Annotated in this window: 17 protein-coding genes; 9 read left to right on the top strand and 8 right to left on the bottom strand. The window is 74.4% G+C overall.

The window, feature by feature from the left end; all coding sequences use genetic code 11:
* Positions 1 to 540: a DUF1360 domain-containing protein gene (locus tag O7619_RS27570; protein WP_282284333.1), complete on the top strand. Its 540-nt coding sequence runs from the start codon at positions 1 to 3 to the stop codon at positions 538 to 540.
* A 58-nt stretch (positions 541 to 598) separates the two neighbouring features.
* Here O7619_RS27570 and O7619_RS27565 read toward each other — a convergent pair whose 3' ends face one another.
* Genes O7619_RS27565 through O7619_RS27555 form a run of 3 tightly spaced genes read right to left on the bottom strand, consistent with a single transcriptional unit; the run spans position 599 to position 2,255 of the window.
* Positions 599 to 802: a hypothetical protein gene (locus tag O7619_RS27565; RefSeq protein ID WP_281586993.1), complete on the bottom strand. Its 204-nt coding sequence runs from the start codon at positions 800 to 802 to the stop codon at positions 599 to 601.
* A gap of 23 nt (positions 803 to 825) precedes the next feature.
* A complete protein-coding gene (locus O7619_RS27560) occupies positions 826 to 1,050 on the bottom strand; it encodes a hypothetical protein (protein ID WP_282284332.1) in 225 nt (74 codons plus the stop codon).
* Positions 1,051 to 1,100: 50 nt separating this feature from the next.
* A complete protein-coding gene (locus O7619_RS27555) occupies positions 1,101 to 2,255 on the bottom strand; it encodes a 3-deoxy-7-phosphoheptulonate synthase (RefSeq protein WP_282284331.1) in 1,155 nt (384 codons plus the stop codon).
* A 195-nt stretch (positions 2,256 to 2,450) separates the two neighbouring features.
* Here O7619_RS27555 and O7619_RS27550 point away from each other — a divergent pair, with 195 nt between their 5' ends.
* A complete protein-coding gene (locus tag O7619_RS27550; RefSeq protein WP_282284330.1) occupies positions 2,451 to 2,666 on the top strand; it encodes a hypothetical protein in 216 nt (71 codons plus the stop codon).
* Between the two features lie 91 nt (positions 2,667 to 2,757).
* On the opposite strand, the gene O7619_RS27545 is transcribed toward O7619_RS27550, so the two are convergent.
* Positions 2,758 to 4,896, bottom strand: a complete 2,139-nt coding sequence (locus O7619_RS27545) for a trypsin-like serine protease (RefSeq protein ID WP_282284329.1) — start codon at positions 4,894 to 4,896, stop codon at positions 2,758 to 2,760.
* Positions 4,897 to 5,136: 240 nt separating this feature from the next.
* Between O7619_RS27545 and O7619_RS27540 the strand changes: the two genes are divergently transcribed.
* The 7 genes from O7619_RS27540 to O7619_RS27510 all read left to right on the top strand — a co-directional run bounded on the left by O7619_RS27540 (position 5,137) and on the right by O7619_RS27510 (position 12,790).
* Entirely contained in the window at positions 5,137 to 6,429 is a 1,293-nt protein-coding gene (locus O7619_RS27540) for a pitrilysin family protein (RefSeq protein WP_282284328.1), read from the top strand.
* Positions 6,426 to 7,769: a pitrilysin family protein gene (locus O7619_RS27535; RefSeq protein ID WP_282284327.1), complete on the top strand. Its 1,344-nt coding sequence runs from the start codon at positions 6,426 to 6,428 to the stop codon at positions 7,767 to 7,769. The genes O7619_RS27540 and O7619_RS27535 overlap by 4 nt, the downstream gene beginning before the upstream one ends.
* Before the next feature lie 100 nt (positions 7,770 to 7,869).
* A complete protein-coding gene (locus O7619_RS27530; protein WP_282284326.1) occupies positions 7,870 to 8,892 on the top strand; it encodes an aspartate-semialdehyde dehydrogenase in 1,023 nt (340 codons plus the stop codon).
* A gap of 75 nt (positions 8,893 to 8,967) precedes the next feature.
* Positions 8,968 to 9,384, top strand: coding sequence for a CBS domain-containing protein (locus O7619_RS27525; RefSeq protein ID WP_282284325.1), 417 nt, complete (start codon positions 8,968 to 8,970; stop codon positions 9,382 to 9,384).
* Between the two features lie 159 nt (positions 9,385 to 9,543).
* Positions 9,544 to 9,915 (top strand): SCP2 sterol-binding domain-containing protein, encoded by a 372-nt coding sequence (locus O7619_RS27520; RefSeq protein WP_282284323.1) that lies wholly within the window; start codon positions 9,544 to 9,546, stop codon positions 9,913 to 9,915.
* Positions 9,915 to 11,975, top strand: coding sequence for a glycogen debranching N-terminal domain-containing protein (locus tag O7619_RS27515; protein ID WP_282284321.1), 2,061 nt, complete (start codon positions 9,915 to 9,917; stop codon positions 11,973 to 11,975). Before O7619_RS27520 ends, O7619_RS27515 begins: the two co-directional genes overlap by 1 nt.
* 62 nt (positions 11,976 to 12,037) lie before the next feature.
* Positions 12,038 to 12,790, top strand: coding sequence for a lysophospholipid acyltransferase family protein (locus tag O7619_RS27510; protein ID WP_282284319.1), 753 nt, complete (start codon positions 12,038 to 12,040; stop codon positions 12,788 to 12,790).
* 193 nt (positions 12,791 to 12,983) lie between these two features.
* On the opposite strand, the gene O7619_RS27505 is transcribed toward O7619_RS27510, so the two are convergent.
* The 4 genes from O7619_RS27505 to O7619_RS27490 form a co-directional block, all read right to left on the bottom strand.
* Entirely contained in the window at positions 12,984 to 13,727 is a 744-nt protein-coding gene (locus O7619_RS27505; RefSeq protein WP_282284318.1) for a hypothetical protein, read from the bottom strand.
* A gap of 74 nt (positions 13,728 to 13,801) precedes the next feature.
* Complete coding sequence (locus O7619_RS27500; RefSeq protein WP_282284317.1) at positions 13,802 to 14,518, bottom strand: response regulator transcription factor; 717 nt, start codon at positions 14,516 to 14,518, stop codon at positions 13,802 to 13,804.
* Positions 14,488 to 15,687, bottom strand: coding sequence for a hypothetical protein (locus tag O7619_RS27495; RefSeq protein WP_282284316.1), 1,200 nt, complete (start codon positions 15,685 to 15,687; stop codon positions 14,488 to 14,490). Before O7619_RS27495 ends, O7619_RS27500 begins: the two co-directional genes overlap by 31 nt.
* Positions 15,677 to 16,855, bottom strand: coding sequence for an ATP-binding protein (locus tag O7619_RS27490; RefSeq protein WP_282284314.1), 1,179 nt, complete (start codon positions 16,853 to 16,855; stop codon positions 15,677 to 15,679). Before O7619_RS27490 ends, O7619_RS27495 begins: the two co-directional genes overlap by 11 nt.
* Positions 16,856 to 16,988 lie beyond the last annotated feature (133 nt).

The raw sequence follows: 16,988 nt of genomic DNA, 5'->3' as shown, positions 1-16,988 counted from the left end.
TTGACCGGGAGTGGCCTGAAGCAGAAGGTGGCGCGGCTACGCCAGGCGTACGCGCCGCACGAGCACCGACCGCTGGAGGGCTACCTGAAGGCGATGGGCACGTACGCCGGGGTGACCGCGGCCCTGGTCGGGGTGGTCCGGGCGACCGGCCGGCCGGTGCCCGAGCGACCCACCCCCGGGGACGTGGTGCTGCTCTCGATCGCCACGCACAAGCTGAGCCGGCTCATCTCCAAGGACGCGATCACCAGCCCGTTGCGGGCCCCGTTCACCCGCTACGACCACCCCGGCGGCAGCGGCGAGGTGATGGAACAGGTCCGCGACGAGGGCAGCCCCACCCGGCACGCGCTCGGCGAGCTGGTGAGCTGCCCGTTCTGCCTGGCGGTGTGGGTGGCCACCGGGCTCACCGGCGGTCTGGTGCTGGCGCCCCGGCTGACCCGGCTGGTGGCCACCGCGCTGACCGCGGTGGCCGCGTCCGACTTCCTCCAGATGGGCTACGCGGTGGCCCAGCGGGCGGCCGAGGGCGGCCACCGGGAGGAGTGAGCCGACGAACGACGGGGCCGGCGCGCACGCGCCGGCCCCGCTTCGCTCGCGCCCCGGATCAGGTGGGGGTGGTGCCGTGGTCCTCGCCGGCCCAGCCGCGCGACGTCTCCGACTCCCGCTCGTCCTCCCCGGTGATGATGTCCCGGTCCACCGCGGTGCGGTCGTGCTCGTTGGCGAAGTCCGGCTCCGGCAGCGTGTCGGTGCCCTCCGGGGGCTGGCCCAGCGCCGCCAGGTGCTCGTGGTCGGGCTCGCGGTCGGTCATGGCGTCCTCTCGTCGGCGGGGGCTCAGGCGACCGTGCCGCCCAGCATGTCGGCCACCTCGTCCACCGCGTACTCGCCCTGTGGGAGCGCGGCGACCCGGGTGAGCAACTCTGCCGGCAGTTCGGCGGCCACCGCCCGGCGGTAGATGTCCGCCTGACTGATCCGCTCCTGGCCCTGGTAGAGGTGGTCGAGCAGGTCGTCGAGCGGCCTGGTGTCCGGCTGCTCGGTCACGGGCGCGTCATCGGTCACGCCGACCACCTACCCGGCCCCGAACCGGTCAAACGCCGCCCAACCCCGGCTCAGGCCGGGGCGGGCAGGGTGGCGCGGCGGGCGCGGACCGCCTGCGCCAGGTGGTCGAGCACCTCGTCGGTGGTGTCCCAGCCGATGCAGGCGTCGGTGATCGACCGGCCGTACTCCAGCTCCCGGGTCGGGTCCAGGTCCTGCCGGCCGGAGCGCAGGAAGCTCTCCAGCATGATCCCGACGATGCCGCGCTGGCCGGCGGCGAGCTGCGCGGCCACGTCCGCGGCGACAAGCGGCTGGTTGCGGTGGTCCTTGCCGCTGTTGGCGTGACTGGCGTCGATCACCACCCGCTCGGGCAGGCTCGCCGCGCGCAGCAGGTCCAGCGCCCCGGCCACCGACTCCGCGTCGTAGTTGGGTCGGCCGCCCCCGCCGCGCAGCACCAGATGGCCGTCGGCGTTGCCCCGGGTGTGCATGATCGCCGGAGTGCCCGACACGTCGATGCCGGGGAACACGTGCGGCACGCCGGCCGCCCGGATCGCGTCCACGGCGGTGGCGATGCTGCCGTCGGGGCGGTTCTTCATGCCGATCGGCATGGACAGGCCGGAGGCGAGCTGCCGGTGCACCTGGCTCTCCACGGTCCGGGCGCCGATCGCGCCCCAGGCCACCGTGTCCGCGATGTACTGCGGGGTGATCGGGTCGAGGAACTCGCAGCCCACCGGCAGACCCAGCCGCAGCACGTCGAGCAGGAGCGCCCGCGCGGTCCGCAGGCCGGTGTTCACGTCGCCCGAGCCGTCCAGCGCCGGGTCGTTGATCAGGCCCTTCCAGCCCACGGTCGAGCGAGGCTTCTCGAAGTAGACCCGCATCACCACGAGCAGGTCGTCGGCGACCCGGTCGGCGGCCTCGCGCAGCCGGCCGGCGTATTCGAGCGCGGCGGCCGGGTCGTGCACCGAACACGGGCCGACCACCACCAGCAGCCGGTCGTCGACGTGGTCGAGCACCCGGCCGACCGCGCGCCGGCCGGCCACGACAGCCTCGGCGAGGGAGGCGTCAAGCGGCAGGTGGTGGTGGAGCAGGGCCGGGGTGGTCAACGGCACGACGCGGTCGATCCGCTGGTCGATGACCCGGCGGGCATCCGGGGACGTGGTCACGGTGGGGTTCCTTCCGCCGACCGTGCCCCGGGGCCGGCGCCCGGGGACCGAGCCGGCAGCTCGCATGCGAAAGGGCAGGGAAGCATCCCTGCCCGGCCGGCTCGAAGAGGTGGTGACGTCAGCTCACGGTCGAGTCACCGGCTCCTCCAGCCGGCTGCCTAAACCATCGATACGACCGCGTCACGCCGGCCAGCGTACCCGACACCGGCCGGAATGTCGGCTGCCGTTCCGAAGAGCGGAACGCGGGGTATGGGGACAGCCATGAGCCACGACCAGAGCGACCAGGACCGGATCTCCTCCCGCGCGCACCTGCTACCCGAGGAGGCGGCGGCGGGCAGCGACGACGCGCAGGCCCAGGCCGACGCGATCCTCGCCGAATCCGACCTCCGGGAGGCGGACCGCAACGCCGCCCCGGACACCGTGCTGGAGCACCGCAGCTCCGCCGAGACCGTCGCCCCCGTCGAGCCGCCCGACTGAGCGCGCCGCCCCGGTCGCGTGGGTCATGCGACCGGGGCGTCGATGCCGTGCCGCGCCGGCCCCGCGACGTGCGGAGCCGGCGCGGGCCGGGTCAGGGCGTCGCGACGTCGAGGACCGCGACCGTCACACCGGCGGCCGGCTCGCCCGGCACCGCCTCGCCGGGGCTGCCCAGGAACGCGTCCGCCCGGCCGTCCCGGTCGAGGTCGGCGAGGGCCACCGCGCCACCGAAGGCGTCCGAGACCTCGCTGGTGCCGTGCACGTCGGGCTGTCGGATCAGCCGGCTGGCCACCAGCGACGTCGGCTGGGAGGCGGTGCGGGCCCGCCCGGTGAGCACGGCCACGAAACCGGCGCCCTTGGCCCCGCCCTCCGTCGCGCCGGGGGCGCCGACGATCAGGTCGGCGCGGCCGTCGCCGTTGACGTCCCCGGTCGCCAGGGCGGAGGCGAAGAGGTCGTCGGCCCCCGGGGTCCGGCCGAACGCCAGCTCGGTGACGCTGAACCCGGCGGCGACCTGGCTGGACGCGCCCGGGTAGACCGCGAGGGCGCCCGACTTGGCCTCGCTGCCCGGTGCCTCGCCGGTCACGCCGACCGCGATGTCGGCGTAACCGTCGCCGTCGAAGTTGCCCACCGCGAGCGCGGCACCGAAGTTGTCGCCGGCCTCGTTGACCCCGCCGGACGTGCCCTGGCTGCGGCCGAAGCCGGTGGTGACCTCCCCGGCGGCGCCCGGTACGACGTAGATGCTGCCGGCGGCGGGCAGCGTGCCCGGCGCCTCGCCCGGTGCGCCGATCACGAGATCGGCGTGGACCGAGCCGGTCACGTTGCCGGCCGCCAGCGCCGCGCCGAAGCGGTCGCCGGCCTCGTTGGCGCCGCCGGCGTTGGTCTGGTCGAGGTTGTACGCGTACGTGAGGGTGCCCGTGCTGTTGCCGCGCATGACGCTCACGTCGCCGCTGTGCACGTTGTCGCTGCCCGCCTCGTTCGGGGCGCCCACGGCCAGGTCGGCGTACCCGTCGTTGTTGAAGTCCCCGGCGGCCAGCGCCGCGCCCCAGCGGTCGTCGGCCTCGTCGCCGCGCCCGATGTCCCCCTGGTCGTAGCCCTTGCCCCGGGCCAGTCCGGAGGGGCCGCCGGGGAACACCGCGATGGCGCCGGCCGCCTTGACCGTGCCGATCGCCTCGCCGGGGGTGCCGACGGCCAGGTCGGCGTATCCGTCCTTGTTGAAGTCGCCGGCGGCGAGCGCGGAGCCGAAGCCGTCCCCGGCCTCGTCCGCGGCGCCGAAGTCCGCCTGGATCAACCGGTGGCCGGCGCCGAGGCCGCCGCCGGCGGTGCCCGGGAACACGGTGACGCTGCCCGACTTCTGACCGTTCACCGTGTCACCCGGGGCGCCGACGGCGAGGTCCGGGTAGCCGTCCTTGTTGAAGTCGCCGGTCGCCGTCGCGGCGCCGAACCGCGCGCCCGCGGCGGCCGGGAGGCCGCCGTCGGACGGGGTGACGGCGAAGCGGCCGAAGGGCCGGCCGCCGAAGAGGCCGGTCAGGCCGCTCGCCACCGCGGCGGTGGCCTGGTTCGAGGTGTCGGTCTCGCCGAGGCACCCCAGTTGCCCCGAACCGGTCGCCACCGCCACCAGCTCCGGCTGGCCGCCGGAGCCGGTGCGCAGTCCCGCCGCGCCGCCGTCGCCCCGGCACAGGCCGCCGGTGCCGGTGAGGTCGGTCGAGTCGGTGCCGGCGGCGGTCACCGTGAAGGTCGCGCTGTGCGGGACGTCCGGCACCCACTCGGTGGCCGTCCGGCCGAAGCCGACGAACCGGAGCTGGTCGCCGGTGTGCGGGCCGGTGGCGGCCACCGGCACCGGGCTGACCGTGGTCTCGGCCCGGGACAGGTTCGCCAGGGCCAGGCCGCGCGCGTCGTCGAAGCGGACCGCCAGCACCGGGATGCTGTGCGGGTGGCCGTCCTGGTCCGGAGCGAAGGTGGCGGTGACCTGCCCGGGCAGGTCGGCGGAGGTGAAGCAGGCGCGGGCGGTGAGCACCCAGCGGGGTGCGACGAGCGCCCCCGAGCAGGCCCGGGCGCCCGGGGCGCCCGGGCTGAGGATGGTGAGCCGGACGCTGTGGACGTCCTGGCCGGAGGGCACGGGTGTGCCGCCGGAGATGGCCACCGCCGGGGCGCGGCCGGCCGCGGAGAGCGCGGCGACCACGCTCACCACCGCCAGGATCCGGGCCCCGGTGCGGACCGGGTGGGACTGAGACATGTGTTCCCCCGTTGTCGCTGTTGCGGCGCGTACGCGCCCTGCGGTTCGCCGGCCGGCGCGGACGGACCGTCCGCAGTGGCCGATCGGCAGTCATAGTGAGCGATGGATGGCCGATCTGTCAGCCCGGGTCCGACCCACGGCAACACCGTGATCCACATCACATCGGGGTGGACGGTCGGGTCACGGTGGCGGGGACGGCGGTCCGGTGCCGGGCGGTCGTCCTCGGCTAGCGTGGGTGCCATGCCCGACAGCGGTTTCCCCTGGCCGATCGAGACGACCCGACTGGACAACGGCCTGCGCGTGGTGGTGAGCGAGGACCGCACCGCCCCGGCGGTGGCGGTCAACCTCTGGTACGACGTGGGTTCCCGCCACGAACCGGCGGGACAGACCGGTTTCGCCCACCTCTTCGAGCACCTGATGTTCGAGGGGTCGGTGCACGTGGCGAAGACCGAGCACATGAAGCTGATCCAGGGCGCGGGCGGCTCGCTCAACGCGACCACCAACCCGGATCGGACCAACTACTTCGAGACCGTCCCGGCCGAGCACCTGGAGCTGGCGCTCTGGTTGGAGGCCGACCGGATGGGCGGCCTGGTGCCGGCGCTGACCCAGGAGACGCTCGACAACCAGCGCGACGTGGTGAAGAACGAGCGGCGGCAGCGCTACGACAACGTCCCGTACGGCGACGCCTGGCTGCGGCTGCTGCCGCTGCTCTATCCGCCCGGCCACCCCTACCACCACGCCACCATCGGGTCCATGGCCGACCTGAACGCCGCCGACCTGGCCACCTTCCAGGACTTCCACACCACCTACTACGCGCCGAACAACGCGGTGCTCACGGTGGTCGGCGACACCACCGCGGCCGAGGTGTTCGCGCTCGCCGACAAATACTTCGGCGGCCTGGCGCCGCGCCCGGACATCCCGGCCGCCCCGGACGGGCGCACGGTGCCGGCGACCGGCCGGCCGGCGGTGGAGACGGTCACCGCCGACGTCCCCGCCGCCCGCGTCTACCTCGCGCACCGCACCCACCCGTTCGGCGCACCCGGGTACGACGTGACCACGGTGCTCGCCACCGTGCTCGGCAGCGGCCGGGGCAGCCGGCTCTACCAGCGGCTCGCCGACGGCGAGCGGATCGCCCAACCGGACCTGGTCGGGGCGTACGGGGTCGACCTGGCGCATGCGCCGGCCCCACTGATCGCCACCGCCACCGCCCGCCCCGGCGTGACCGCCGACCGGCTGCGCGACGGGCTGGCCGAGGTGGTCGACGAGCTGGCCACCGTGCCGGTGACCGCCGCCGAGCTGGAGCGGGCCAAGGCGCTGCTGAGCACCATGTGGTGGCGGCAGATGGCCACGGTGGACGGCCGCGCCGACACGCTGGGCCGGTACGCCACCCAGTTCGGCGACCCGGCCCGGGCCGCCGACCGGCTGCCCGCCTGGCTCGCCATCACCGGGGAGCAGATCGCCGAGCAGGCCGCCGAGCTGCTCGGCGCCGCCGACCGGGTGATCCTGACCTACCTGCCCGAGGAGACCTCATGACGCTGATCGCCGCCCGTCCCGGTCCCGGAGCCGCCCGCGCCTACCGGTTCCCGCAGGTGGTCCGGCGCGTGGTGGCCGGCGGGCAGGTGGTGGCCGCACACCTGCCGGGGCAGAACCTCGCCGTCGCGCTGCTGCTGCTCGACGGCGGCGCGGGTCGGGAGCCGGTCGGCAAGGAGGGCCTCGGCGCGGTGCTGGCCAAGGCGCTGGAGGAGGGCACCGCGCAGCGGGACGCCACCGGGTACGCGCTGGCCATCGAGGCGCTCGGCACCGAGCTGGTGACCGGGCTCGACTGGGACTCGTTCCAGGTCAGCGTGCAGGTGCCGGTGGACCGGCTGAGCGCCGCGGTGGAGCTGATGGCGGAGGCGGTCCGCACGCCCCGGCTCGACCCGGCCGACGTGCTGCGGGTCCGCGACGACGAGGCGACCGCGCTGCGGATGGACTGGGCCAACCCGGGCCCGCGCGCCGACGCGGTGCTCCGTGCCGACCTCTTCGGCGCCGAGCATCGGTGGGGCCGCCCGCTCTACGGCGACCCGGGCAGCGTGGCCGCGCTGGAGGCCGACGACGTCACCGTCTTCCACTCGGAGTGGTTCATCCGTCCCGGCACCCTGATCGTCGCCGGTGACCTGGAGCGGGTCGACCTGGACGCGCTCGGCGCGGCGGCGTTCGCCGGCACCGGCGGTGGCCCGGTGGACCGGGGTGGGCCGATCGAGGTGCCGCTCGCCGACCGGCGGCGGATCATCCTGGTCGACCGGCCCGGCTCGGTGCAGTCGACGCTGCGGCTCGGCCACCCGTCCCCGCACCGCGCACACGCCGACCACGTGCCGATGACGCTCGCCGGCACCGTGCTCGGCGGCGCGTTCACCTCCCGCCTCAACCACCAGATCCGCGAGGTACGCGGCTACACGTACGGGATCCGGGGCGACTTCGCCTCGTCCCGGCGGTTCGGCCGGTTCGGGGTCAGCTCCGGCGTCCAGACCGCGGTGACCGTGCCGGCGCTCGTCGAGTGCGTGGGCGAGGTGTCGCGGACCCGGCTGACCGGGGTGACCGAGGAGGAGCTGGAGGTCGCCCGGTCATGGCGGGCCGGCCAGCTCTCGGTCGAGTTGCAGAGCCCGCGGGCGATCGCGTCGGCGCTCACCACGCTCGTGGTGCACGACCTGCCGGACGACTACCACGCCCGGCTGCGGGAGGCGCTGCTCGCGGCGACCGTCGAGGAGGTCTCCGCGGCGGCTGCGGCGCACCTGCACCCGGAGGCGCTGACGATGGTCGTCGAGGGCGACGCGGCGGTGATCCGGGACGAGCTGGTGGCCTCCGGCCTCGGCGAGGTGGCCGACCACCGGTGACCCGGCGGGCCGGGGCGGCGGCGTGTGATTCCCGTCGCCCCGGCCCGCGCGCTGGGAAACGCTTCCCGCCCGGCCGGCCCGGCTGGGTAGCCTCGCGGGCATGAGGATCGGCATTGTGGGTGCCACCGGCCAGGTCGGTGGCGTGATGCGGCAGGTGTTGGCGGAGCGCGAGTTCCCGGCGGAGCAGGTGCGGTTGTTCGCCTCGGCCCGGTCGGCCGGGCGCACCCTGCCCTGGCGGGGCGGCGAGGTCACGGTCGAGGACGCGGCCACCGCGGACTATCGCGGCCTGGACATCGTGCTCTTCTCGGCCGGCAAGGGCACCGCGAAGGAGTTGGCCCCGCGGGTCGCCGAGGCGGGCGCCGTGGTGATCGACAACTCCTCGGCGTTCCGGATGGACCCCGAGGTGCCGCTCGTGGTCGCCGAGGTCAACCCGCACGCGATCGCCGACCGGCCGCGCGGCATCGTGGCGAACCCCAACTGCACCACCATGGCCGCCATGCCGGTGCTGCGCCCACTGCACGCCGAGGCCGGGCTGGTCAGCCTCGTCGTCGCCACCTACCAGGCGGTCTCCGGCGCCGGCCTGGCCGGCGTTGCCGAGTTGGACGAGCAGGTCCGCAAGGTGGCCGAGGACGCGAGCGCGCTCGCGTTCGACGGTTCCGCCGTCGCGTTCCCGACGCCACGCTCGTTCGCCCGCCCGATCGCCTTCAACGTGCTCCCGCTCGCCGGCTCGATCGTCGACGACGGCTCCGACGAGACCGACGAGGAACAGAAGCTGCGCAACGAGAGCCGCCGGATCCTGGAGATTCCCGACCTGAAGGTCTCCGGCACCTGCGTGCGGGTGCCGGTGTTCACCGGCCACTCGTTGCAGATCAACGCCCGGTTCGCCCGGCCGATCGACCCGGCCCGGGCCCGGGAGCTGCTCGACGGCGCGCCCGGGGTGGCGCTGTCCGACGTGCCCACCCCGCTGGAGGCGGCCGGCCAGGACCCGACGTACGTCGGGCGGATCCGGGCCGACGAGACCGTCGCGCACGGGTTGGCGCTGTTCTGCGCCAACGACAACCTGCGCAAGGGCGCGGCGCTCAACGCCGTGCAGCTCGCCGAGCTGGTCGCCGCCGAGCGCTGACCCCTCCGGGCGGCCCGCGTTACCCCGCCTCCGGGGGCGGGTAGACGGCCGTGCCGACACCGAGAGGGGAGCACCATGACAACGGTCGGAGAGTTCATGACGACCCGGTTGGTGACGATGGACGGCAACGACACGCTCACCGCGGCGGCGCAGGAGATGCGCGACAGCGCCATCGGCGACGTGGTGGTGACCGACGGCGACAACGTGGTCGGCATCGTGACGGACCGGGACATCACGGTCCGCGGCGTGGCGGAGGACAGGAACCCGGCCACCACCCGGCTCAACGAGATCACCAGCAAGGACGTGGTGACGGTCAGCCAGTACGACGACGCGGTGGCCGCCGCCGACCTGATGCGCACGTACGCCGTCCGCCGGCTCCCGGTGATCGAGGAAGGACGGCTGGTCGGCCTGGTCTCGATGGGTGACCTGGCGGTCGAGCGGGAACCCCAGTCGGTGCTGGCGGACATCAGCGCCGACGATCCCAACAACTGACCCGTCCGCCGCGACGACGCCGGTCCCCGGTTCGGGGGCCGGCGTCTCGCGTCCGCGCGGTCCGCCGCCTCACCCGATCCGGGCGAGGTTGACCGGGAACCCGCCGGGGACCCGTCGTGTCGACGAGGAGACCGCTGACCGCGGGAGGAGTCACCGGCGATGGTGGACACGACCACGAGATTCTTCGAGGACCTGGACCGGCGGGGGTTCGAGCCGCTGCTGGTCAAGACGTCCGGAACGCTCCGGTTCGACCTGCACGAGGGCGCGCGGTCCACACACTGGCTGCTGGAGATCGACCGGGGCCGGGTGCGGGTACGGCCGGAGGACGGCGAGGCGGACACCGTGGTCGGCACCGGGCCCCGGATCTTCGGCGCCCTCGTCGAGGGCCGGGAGAACGCGATCGCGGCGCTCCTGCGGGGCGACATGACGGTCGTCGGTGACCTGCGGCTCGTGCTCCAGATCGAGCGCGTCTTTCCCGGCCCGCCGGACTCCCGCGGGCCGCGCCACACGTTCTCCAGGGGGGCCGCCTGATGGCCGGGAGCAACACCGTCCGGATCCTGGACGGCAACACGTTCGTGGTCTCCCAGGAGACCGGCGACATCGAGGCCACGCCGACCGAGCCGACCGGTCTCTTCTCGATCGACACCCGGTACCTGTCGACGTGGGTGCTCACGGTCGACGGCGAGCGGCTCAATGCCCTCTCCTACGACGACGTCCAGTACTACGAGGCACGGTTCTTCCTGGTGCCGGGCGTGGCCACGCACTACGTCGACGCGAAGATATCGATCATCCGGGAGCGGGTGGTGGGCGGCAGCTTCCGGGAGACGCTCACCGTTTTGAACCACGACGAGAAGGCGGTCGACCTGGAGATCCGGATGGACGCCGGAGCCGACTTCGCCGACCTCTTCCAGGTCAAGGACGAGATCCTCAACAAGAAGGGCGAGCTGTACGCCGAGGCCGAGCCGGACCGGCTGCGGCTGGGCTACCGGCGCGGGAACTTCCGGCGGGAGACGGTCGTCTCCGCGAACCAGTCGGCCCACTACGACAACCGGGGCCTCGCCTGGACGGTCCACCTGGAACCCAACGAGCAGTGGGACGTCGCCATCGACGTAGCGACCTTCGCCATCGGCCCCGGTGGCCGGGACCTGCGGATGGGACTGCGGGCGCACGGCACCGAACGCCTCGCCCTGCAGCACGACCTCCAGGAGTGGATCGACCGGGCCCCCAAGGTCAACAGCGAGCACGGGCGGATCGCCGCGACCTACCGGCGGTGCCTGGTCGACCTCGCCGCGCTGCGCTTCTCACCGCTCTCCCTCGGCGGGCAGGCGCTGCCCGCCGCCGGCCTGCCCTGGTTCATGACCATGTTCGGCCGGGACAGCATCCTCACCTGTCTCCAGGTGCTGCCGTTCGCCCCCGAGTTGTCCAGGACCACGCTGCGCATCCTCGGCGCACTCCAGGGCACCCGGTTCGACGACTTCCGGGAGGAGGATCCGGGCCGGATCCTGCACGAGATGCGCTACGGCGAGACGGCCGCGTTCGAGGAGCAGCCGCACTCGCCCTCCTACGGCTCGGTGGACGCCACTCCGCTGTTCGTGGTGCTGCTCGACGAGTACGAGCGGTGGAGCGGCGACGTCGCGCTGGTCAAGGAGCTGGAACGGGAGTGCCGCGCGGCGTTGACGTGGATCGACGACTACGCCGACCTGATCGGCAACGGCTACATCTGGTACGAGCGGCGCAACGCCGACACCGGCCTGGAGAACCAGTGCTGGAAGGACTCCTGGGACTCCATCTCGTACGCCGACGGCTCGCTGCCGCCGTTTCCGCGGGCCAGTTGCGAGGTGCAGGGGTACGCGTACGACGCGAAGATGCGGGCCGCCCGGCTGGCCCGGAAGTTCTGGGGCGATCCGGCGTACGCCGATCAACTGGAACGCGAGGCGGCGGAGCTGAAGGCCCGGTTCAACCGCGACTGGTGGGTCGCCGACGGTGGCTTCTACGCGCTCGCCCTGGACCCCGAGGGGAGGCAGTGCGACGTGCTCAGCTCCAACATCGGCCACCTGCTGTGGAGCGGCATCGTCGACGAGGAACGGGCCCCGCAGATCGCCGCGCACCTGGTCGGGCCGCGGCTCTGGTCCGGCTGGGGGGTGCGGACGCTGGCCGAGGGCGAGGTCCGCTACAACCCGATCGGCTACCACAACGGCACGATCTGGCCGTTCGACAACTCGTTCGTCGCCTGGGGCCTGCGCCGCTACGGCTTCGCCGAGGAGGCGGCCACCGTCGCCAACGGGATCCTGGAGGCGGCGACCTACTTCGACGGACGGCTGCCGGAGGCGTTCGGCGGCTACCAGCGGGAGCTGACCAAGTTCCCGGTGGAGTATCCGACCGCGTGCACCCCGCAGGCCTGGTCGACCGGGGCGCCGCTGCTGCTGATCCGGACCATGCTCGGGTTGGAGCCGCACGAGGGGCACCTGGCGGTGGACCCGCAACTGCCGGTGGGCATGGGGCGGATCGAGGTGCTTGACATCCCGGGCCGGTGGGGCCGGGTGGACGCGTTCGCCCGGGGCCGGCTGGACCTGCACCACCCGACCGGCTGAGCGGGCGCACCGGGACCGATCGGCCCTACGGTTCCGTAACCTACCCGGGGTAAAGTTGCCGGATGCCGGAGCTCGTGTACCCGCCAGTGATCACCGCCGCCAAGACGATGTTCCGCGCCCTCGACCTGCGCCTGGACGTGCGGGGCAGCGAGCACGTGCCCACCACCGGCGGGGCCGTGCTGGCGTCCAACCACGTGAGCTACCTCGACTTCATCTTCTGCGGCTACGGCGCGCACAAGTCCCGCCGGCTGGTCCGGTTCATGGCCAAGGACAGCGTCTTCCGGCACCGGATCTCCGGTCCGCTGATGCGCGGCATGAAGCACATCCCGGTCAACCGCGCCGCCGGCGCCGGGTCCTACTCCGCCGCGGTCGGCGCGCTGCGCCGGGGTGAGGTGGTCGGCGTCTTCCCGGAGGCGACGATCAGCCGCTCCTTCACCGTCAAGGACCTGAAGAACGGCGCGGCCCGGATGGCGCAGGAGGCCGGCGTGCCGCTGCTGCCGGTCGCGCTCTGGGGCACCCAACGGCTGTGGACCAAGGGCCGCCCGCGCACGCTGACCCGCCGGCACACCCCGATCACCATCCTCGTGGGTGAGCCGATCGACCCGGCCGCCCACCCGGACTCCGCCGCCCTGACCGCCGAGCTGCGCACCCGGCTGTCGGCGCTCGTCGATCGCGCCCAGCGGGACTACCCGGATCAGCCGGCCGGCCCGGACGACGCCTGGTGGCTGCCGGCCCACCTGGGCGGCGGCGCGCCCACCCCGGAGCAGGCCGCCGAGCTGGACCGGCCCGCCCGCCGCACCCGCAGCACCTCCTGACCGGGCCCGCAGGCTCTCCCCTTCACCGCGCCGGACCCACCCACCCTCCCGTGCCACGGTGCCGATCTTGGACTTGTGGCACCTCCCATATCAGCCCGAAACCGAAATTTCCTGGCACCACAACTCCATGATCGACGAAGTGGCCGGCTCAAGGCCCGCCCCGCGCCGCGGTCCTCGGCACCCGTCGAACGGGTCAGCAGGCGGAGCCGGGCTGGTCCCGGGCCGGGGAGTCGAGCTGCGGCCACGGCGACGACTCCGCCACCGGCTGGCGGTAGTAGTCGTCCCGGGACAGGAACTCCACCGGAAGCGACCCCGGCAGGGTCACCGCGCCCGACGTCGGGCCGGGGGAGGAGGCCACCCTCGTGGCGAGGACGTCGCGTTCCGGCGGGGACAGGTCCACCAGATCGGGGTGGGTCAGGCGGTAGCCGGCCACCGAACGGCGTACCTGCCGGGCCAGCGCGGTGATCACGGCGGCCGGGCCGGTGATCGCGAGCGCCGGCTGGCGGATGGTGCGCAGCGCGTCGCAGACCACGCGCAGCTCGGCGGTGTCGCCGTCGACCTCGACCAGCTCCAACCGGGACGGCCACTGCCAGCGGATCTGACCGCTGACCAGGCGGGACAGCCGGACCGGGCGCCGGTGCCGGGCGCCGGTCGGGCCGTCCCGCCCGGGGACCAGGGACAGCTCGGAGCCGGTGCAGACGTACGCCAACCGCCGGTCGGTCACGGTGATCGTCGCCGGGTCGGGCAGCGCCCAGGAGCGTACGTCCTCGGTGGGGCCGAGCAGATGGCCGGCGACCAGCAGCCGGTGCTGGCCGAGCAGCCGCTCGCCCGGCTCGGGCACCAGCGCGTAACGCCGGTCGAGCAGGGGGCGGGTGGAGTCGTCGTCCGCGTCGAAGCGGTGTGGTCCGATGAAGAAGGGTGCGGCGTCATCCGGCACGGTACGACCTCCCGGCGACGGTTGGCGGTACCGGTGATCCTGGCCGATTCGTGGGGTGATTGTCATGACACCCGTTAGGGGGTCGGCCGGTCGGCCGACGCCTGGGACCGGTAGATGCCGATATCTTCCGGTCGGACGAGGCCGTCCTCAATCGCCCGGGCGAGCAGGGCCGCCTTCGTGGCAGCCGGACGCCCCGCCCGGGTGTATTTGATCCGCGCCCGGTCCACATACTGCTTGACGGTGTGCTCGCTGATCTGCATCCGGCGCGCCACCGACGCCTTCGACATCGACTGGAACCACAGCAGCAGCGCCTCCCGTTCCTTGTCGGACAGCGTCGGCCGGTCCGGCCGGGTGTCGCCGACCATCGCGCCGGCGAGCGCCGGCGGCACATACGGCCGGTCGCTCGCCGCCGCCAGCACGGTGCCGACGCAGTGTTCCCGTCCCTCGTGCTTGGCCAGGAACGCCACCGCGCCCGCGTCGAGCGCGGCGAGCATGGTCTGCGCGTCGGTGTGCTCGGAGTAGACCACCACCCGCCGCCCGGCGGTGCTCAGCTCGGCCAGCTTGTCCAGCACCATCCGCCCGTGCAGCCGCAGGTCGAGCAGCACCACCTCGGCCTCCGGCGCGGCCCGCAGCACCGCGTCCGGGTCGTCGCCGGTCGCCAGCACCCGCAACCGCGGCTCGGTGGCCAGCCAGGCGCGCACCCCGTCGATCACCACGGGATGGTCGTCGACGATCGCCACCCCGATCGGATGCCCGGGGTTCACGTCCGCCGCCAGCGCGTCTGCGTCCATCTGATCTCCCCGTCCCGCTCGTGCAGGTGCTCCACCGGCCCGGCCCCGCCGGGCGGCGCCACCGGATCGTCCGGGCCGTCGTGCTCCGGCGTCACCAGGCTCACCACCACCTCGTCGGGGCCGGCGACCACGGTCAGTCGGGCCCAGCCGTGTGCGCCGGCGAGCGCCGCCGTGAGCGGGTCGGCCAACCCTCGGCGTACGTCGACCGGCAGCTCCGGTGGCGTACCGACCGCGACCAGGTCGATCGGCAGGCCGTTCCGCTCGGCCAGGTCGGCGGCGGCGCGTAGCTCGTGCAGCAGCGGGTCGGGCACGTCGTCGGACTCGGCGATCAACCGGCGCAGCCGGGCGGCGGCCAGCACCGCGCGGCGGCGTACCGCCGGGTCGGCCGGGTCGGCGTCGCCGGCCGCCAGCGCGGCGAGCACCTCCTCGGCGGTGCCGCTGACGAGCGCGAGCCGGGCCTGCCGCTCGCCCTGGGCCCGCTCGGCCGCCTCCCGTTCCGCGGTCACGGCAAGCGTCGCCGCGGCGGCGCCGGCCCGGTCCCGGGCCAGCGCGGTGAGTGCCGCCGCCCCGGCGAAGACCGCCACGGGCAGGGTGGAGGTGCCGTAGACGTACATGGCGTAGCGGCTCAGGTCGGCCGGCGCGGTCGCCCCGTGCAGCACCACCGCCACCAGCGCGATCGTCGCGTGCGCGGCGAGCAGGGCCAGCAGCCAGCGCACCGGTCGTTGCCAGAGCGCCAGCAGGAAGAACCAGGCCAGGCCGCCCCACACCCAGTTGGCGCTGGTGAACAGGAACCGCTCACCGGCCGCCGCGAAGACCGCCGCGTCGACCACCAACAGCACCACGGCCAGCCGCCGGGCCGGGGGCAGCCGGCCGCGCAGCAGGCGTACGCCGGTGGCGGCGCCGACAAACGCGGTCACCAGCCAGCCGACCGCCACCACCGCCGGGGCGGCCATCCCGGGCCCCGCCTCCAGCACCGCCGGCAGCCCGATCACCAGGTGCCAGGCCAGCGCGATGACGACGGCGACGAGCCGGGCGCCCCGGTCCGAGGCGTCCGCCACGGCGCGCGCCTGCGGCGGGGCCACGGCCACCCCGGAGCGCACCGACGTCGCCAGCCGGGGCCGGGGGAGCAGCGCCGTGCCGGTGGTCGACGGCGGGGACTCAGCGGTCATCCGACCACTCCAGCCGCACCCGGGTGCCGGCGCCAGGGGCGGAGGTCACCACCGCCCGGCCGCGTACCGTGGCCATCCGGCCGTGGATCGACTCGCGCAGCCCGTACCGGTGGGCCGGGACCGTGGTCGGGTCGAAGCCGGGACCGTCGTCGACCACCTCGACCACGACGGCGTCGCCCGCGCGGGCCAGGCGCAGCGCGGTGGTGGCGCCCGGCGCGTGCCGGGCCACGTTCGCCAGCGCGGCGGCGGCGCTGTCGGCGAGCGCCGCCGCGGCCTCCGCCGGCATCCGGCACGGCGGCAGCGTCGCGGTCACCGTCAGCTCCGGCAACCCGGCGAGAACCGTGCGCAGCCGCTCGTCGAGGGCGGCCTCGCCGGTCGCGGCCCCGGTCCGCGCTCCGGCCAGGGCGCTGAGGGTACGCAGGTCGGCGGCGCACCGCTCGCGCAGCGTCGCCGAGGTGCCACCGACCGCGCCGAGCCCGATCATCGTCAGCGTGCCGAGCACGGTGTCGTGCAGGTCCCGGTTGTGCCGCCGTTCGGCCTCGCGTGCGGTGCGCGCCACCACCGCCTCGTGGGACAACCGCTGGTAGTCGGCGAACGTGGCGTCACCCCGGCCGATCCAGCGGCGCATCACCGCGGTCATCAGCGCCGTGCAGCCGGTCTGCACCAGCAGCGTGCCGGTGTGCGCCCGCGCCTCGACCGGGTTTCCGGCCAGCGTGGCACCGGCCGCGTAGGCGGCGGTGACCAGCAGGCCGGCCGGCACCGACCAGCGGGGCCGCGCGGTGGCCTGCGCGTTGATCACGGTGGTGCTCGCCAGCACCGCGACCCAACTCGCCTCGCCGGGGAGCACCTCCGGCGCGACAAGCCACGGGACGGCAAGCGCCACGGCGGTGGTCAGCGCCACGTCGCCGGCCACCAGCGCGCCGCCGATGCCGTGCCGGAACGCACGGACCGCATACCAGCCGGACCACACGGTGAGGGTGACGACGGCCGGGACCAGCAGCGCCACCCGCACCGGCGGCGTCCGCACCGACAGCGCGACCACCGCGCCGACCAGGCCGCAGGTGAGGCGCAGCAGCGCCGGCAGGGTCGTGAAGATCAGCGTGAACGCGCCGCCCGCCGGGCGGTCCAGTGGGGATCGTGGCAGGGTCGTGGCGACGGCCACCGGCATCGGGGAGGTGTCCTTCCGGCAGCGACCCGGCCGGGTCCGCGCGGCATAGATTGACGCCGGAGAATAGCACGTTTTGTCGGAACGGTCACCCTCGGTGCTCGGCGCGTCGCTCTGATGTGGTCGAGAAGTGGAC

The organism is Micromonospora sp. WMMD998, from assembly GCF_029581235.1.
Classification (GTDB): Bacteria; Actinomycetota; Actinomycetes; order Mycobacteriales; family Micromonosporaceae; genus Micromonospora.
This window is presented reverse-complemented; position numbering and strand designations above follow the sequence as displayed.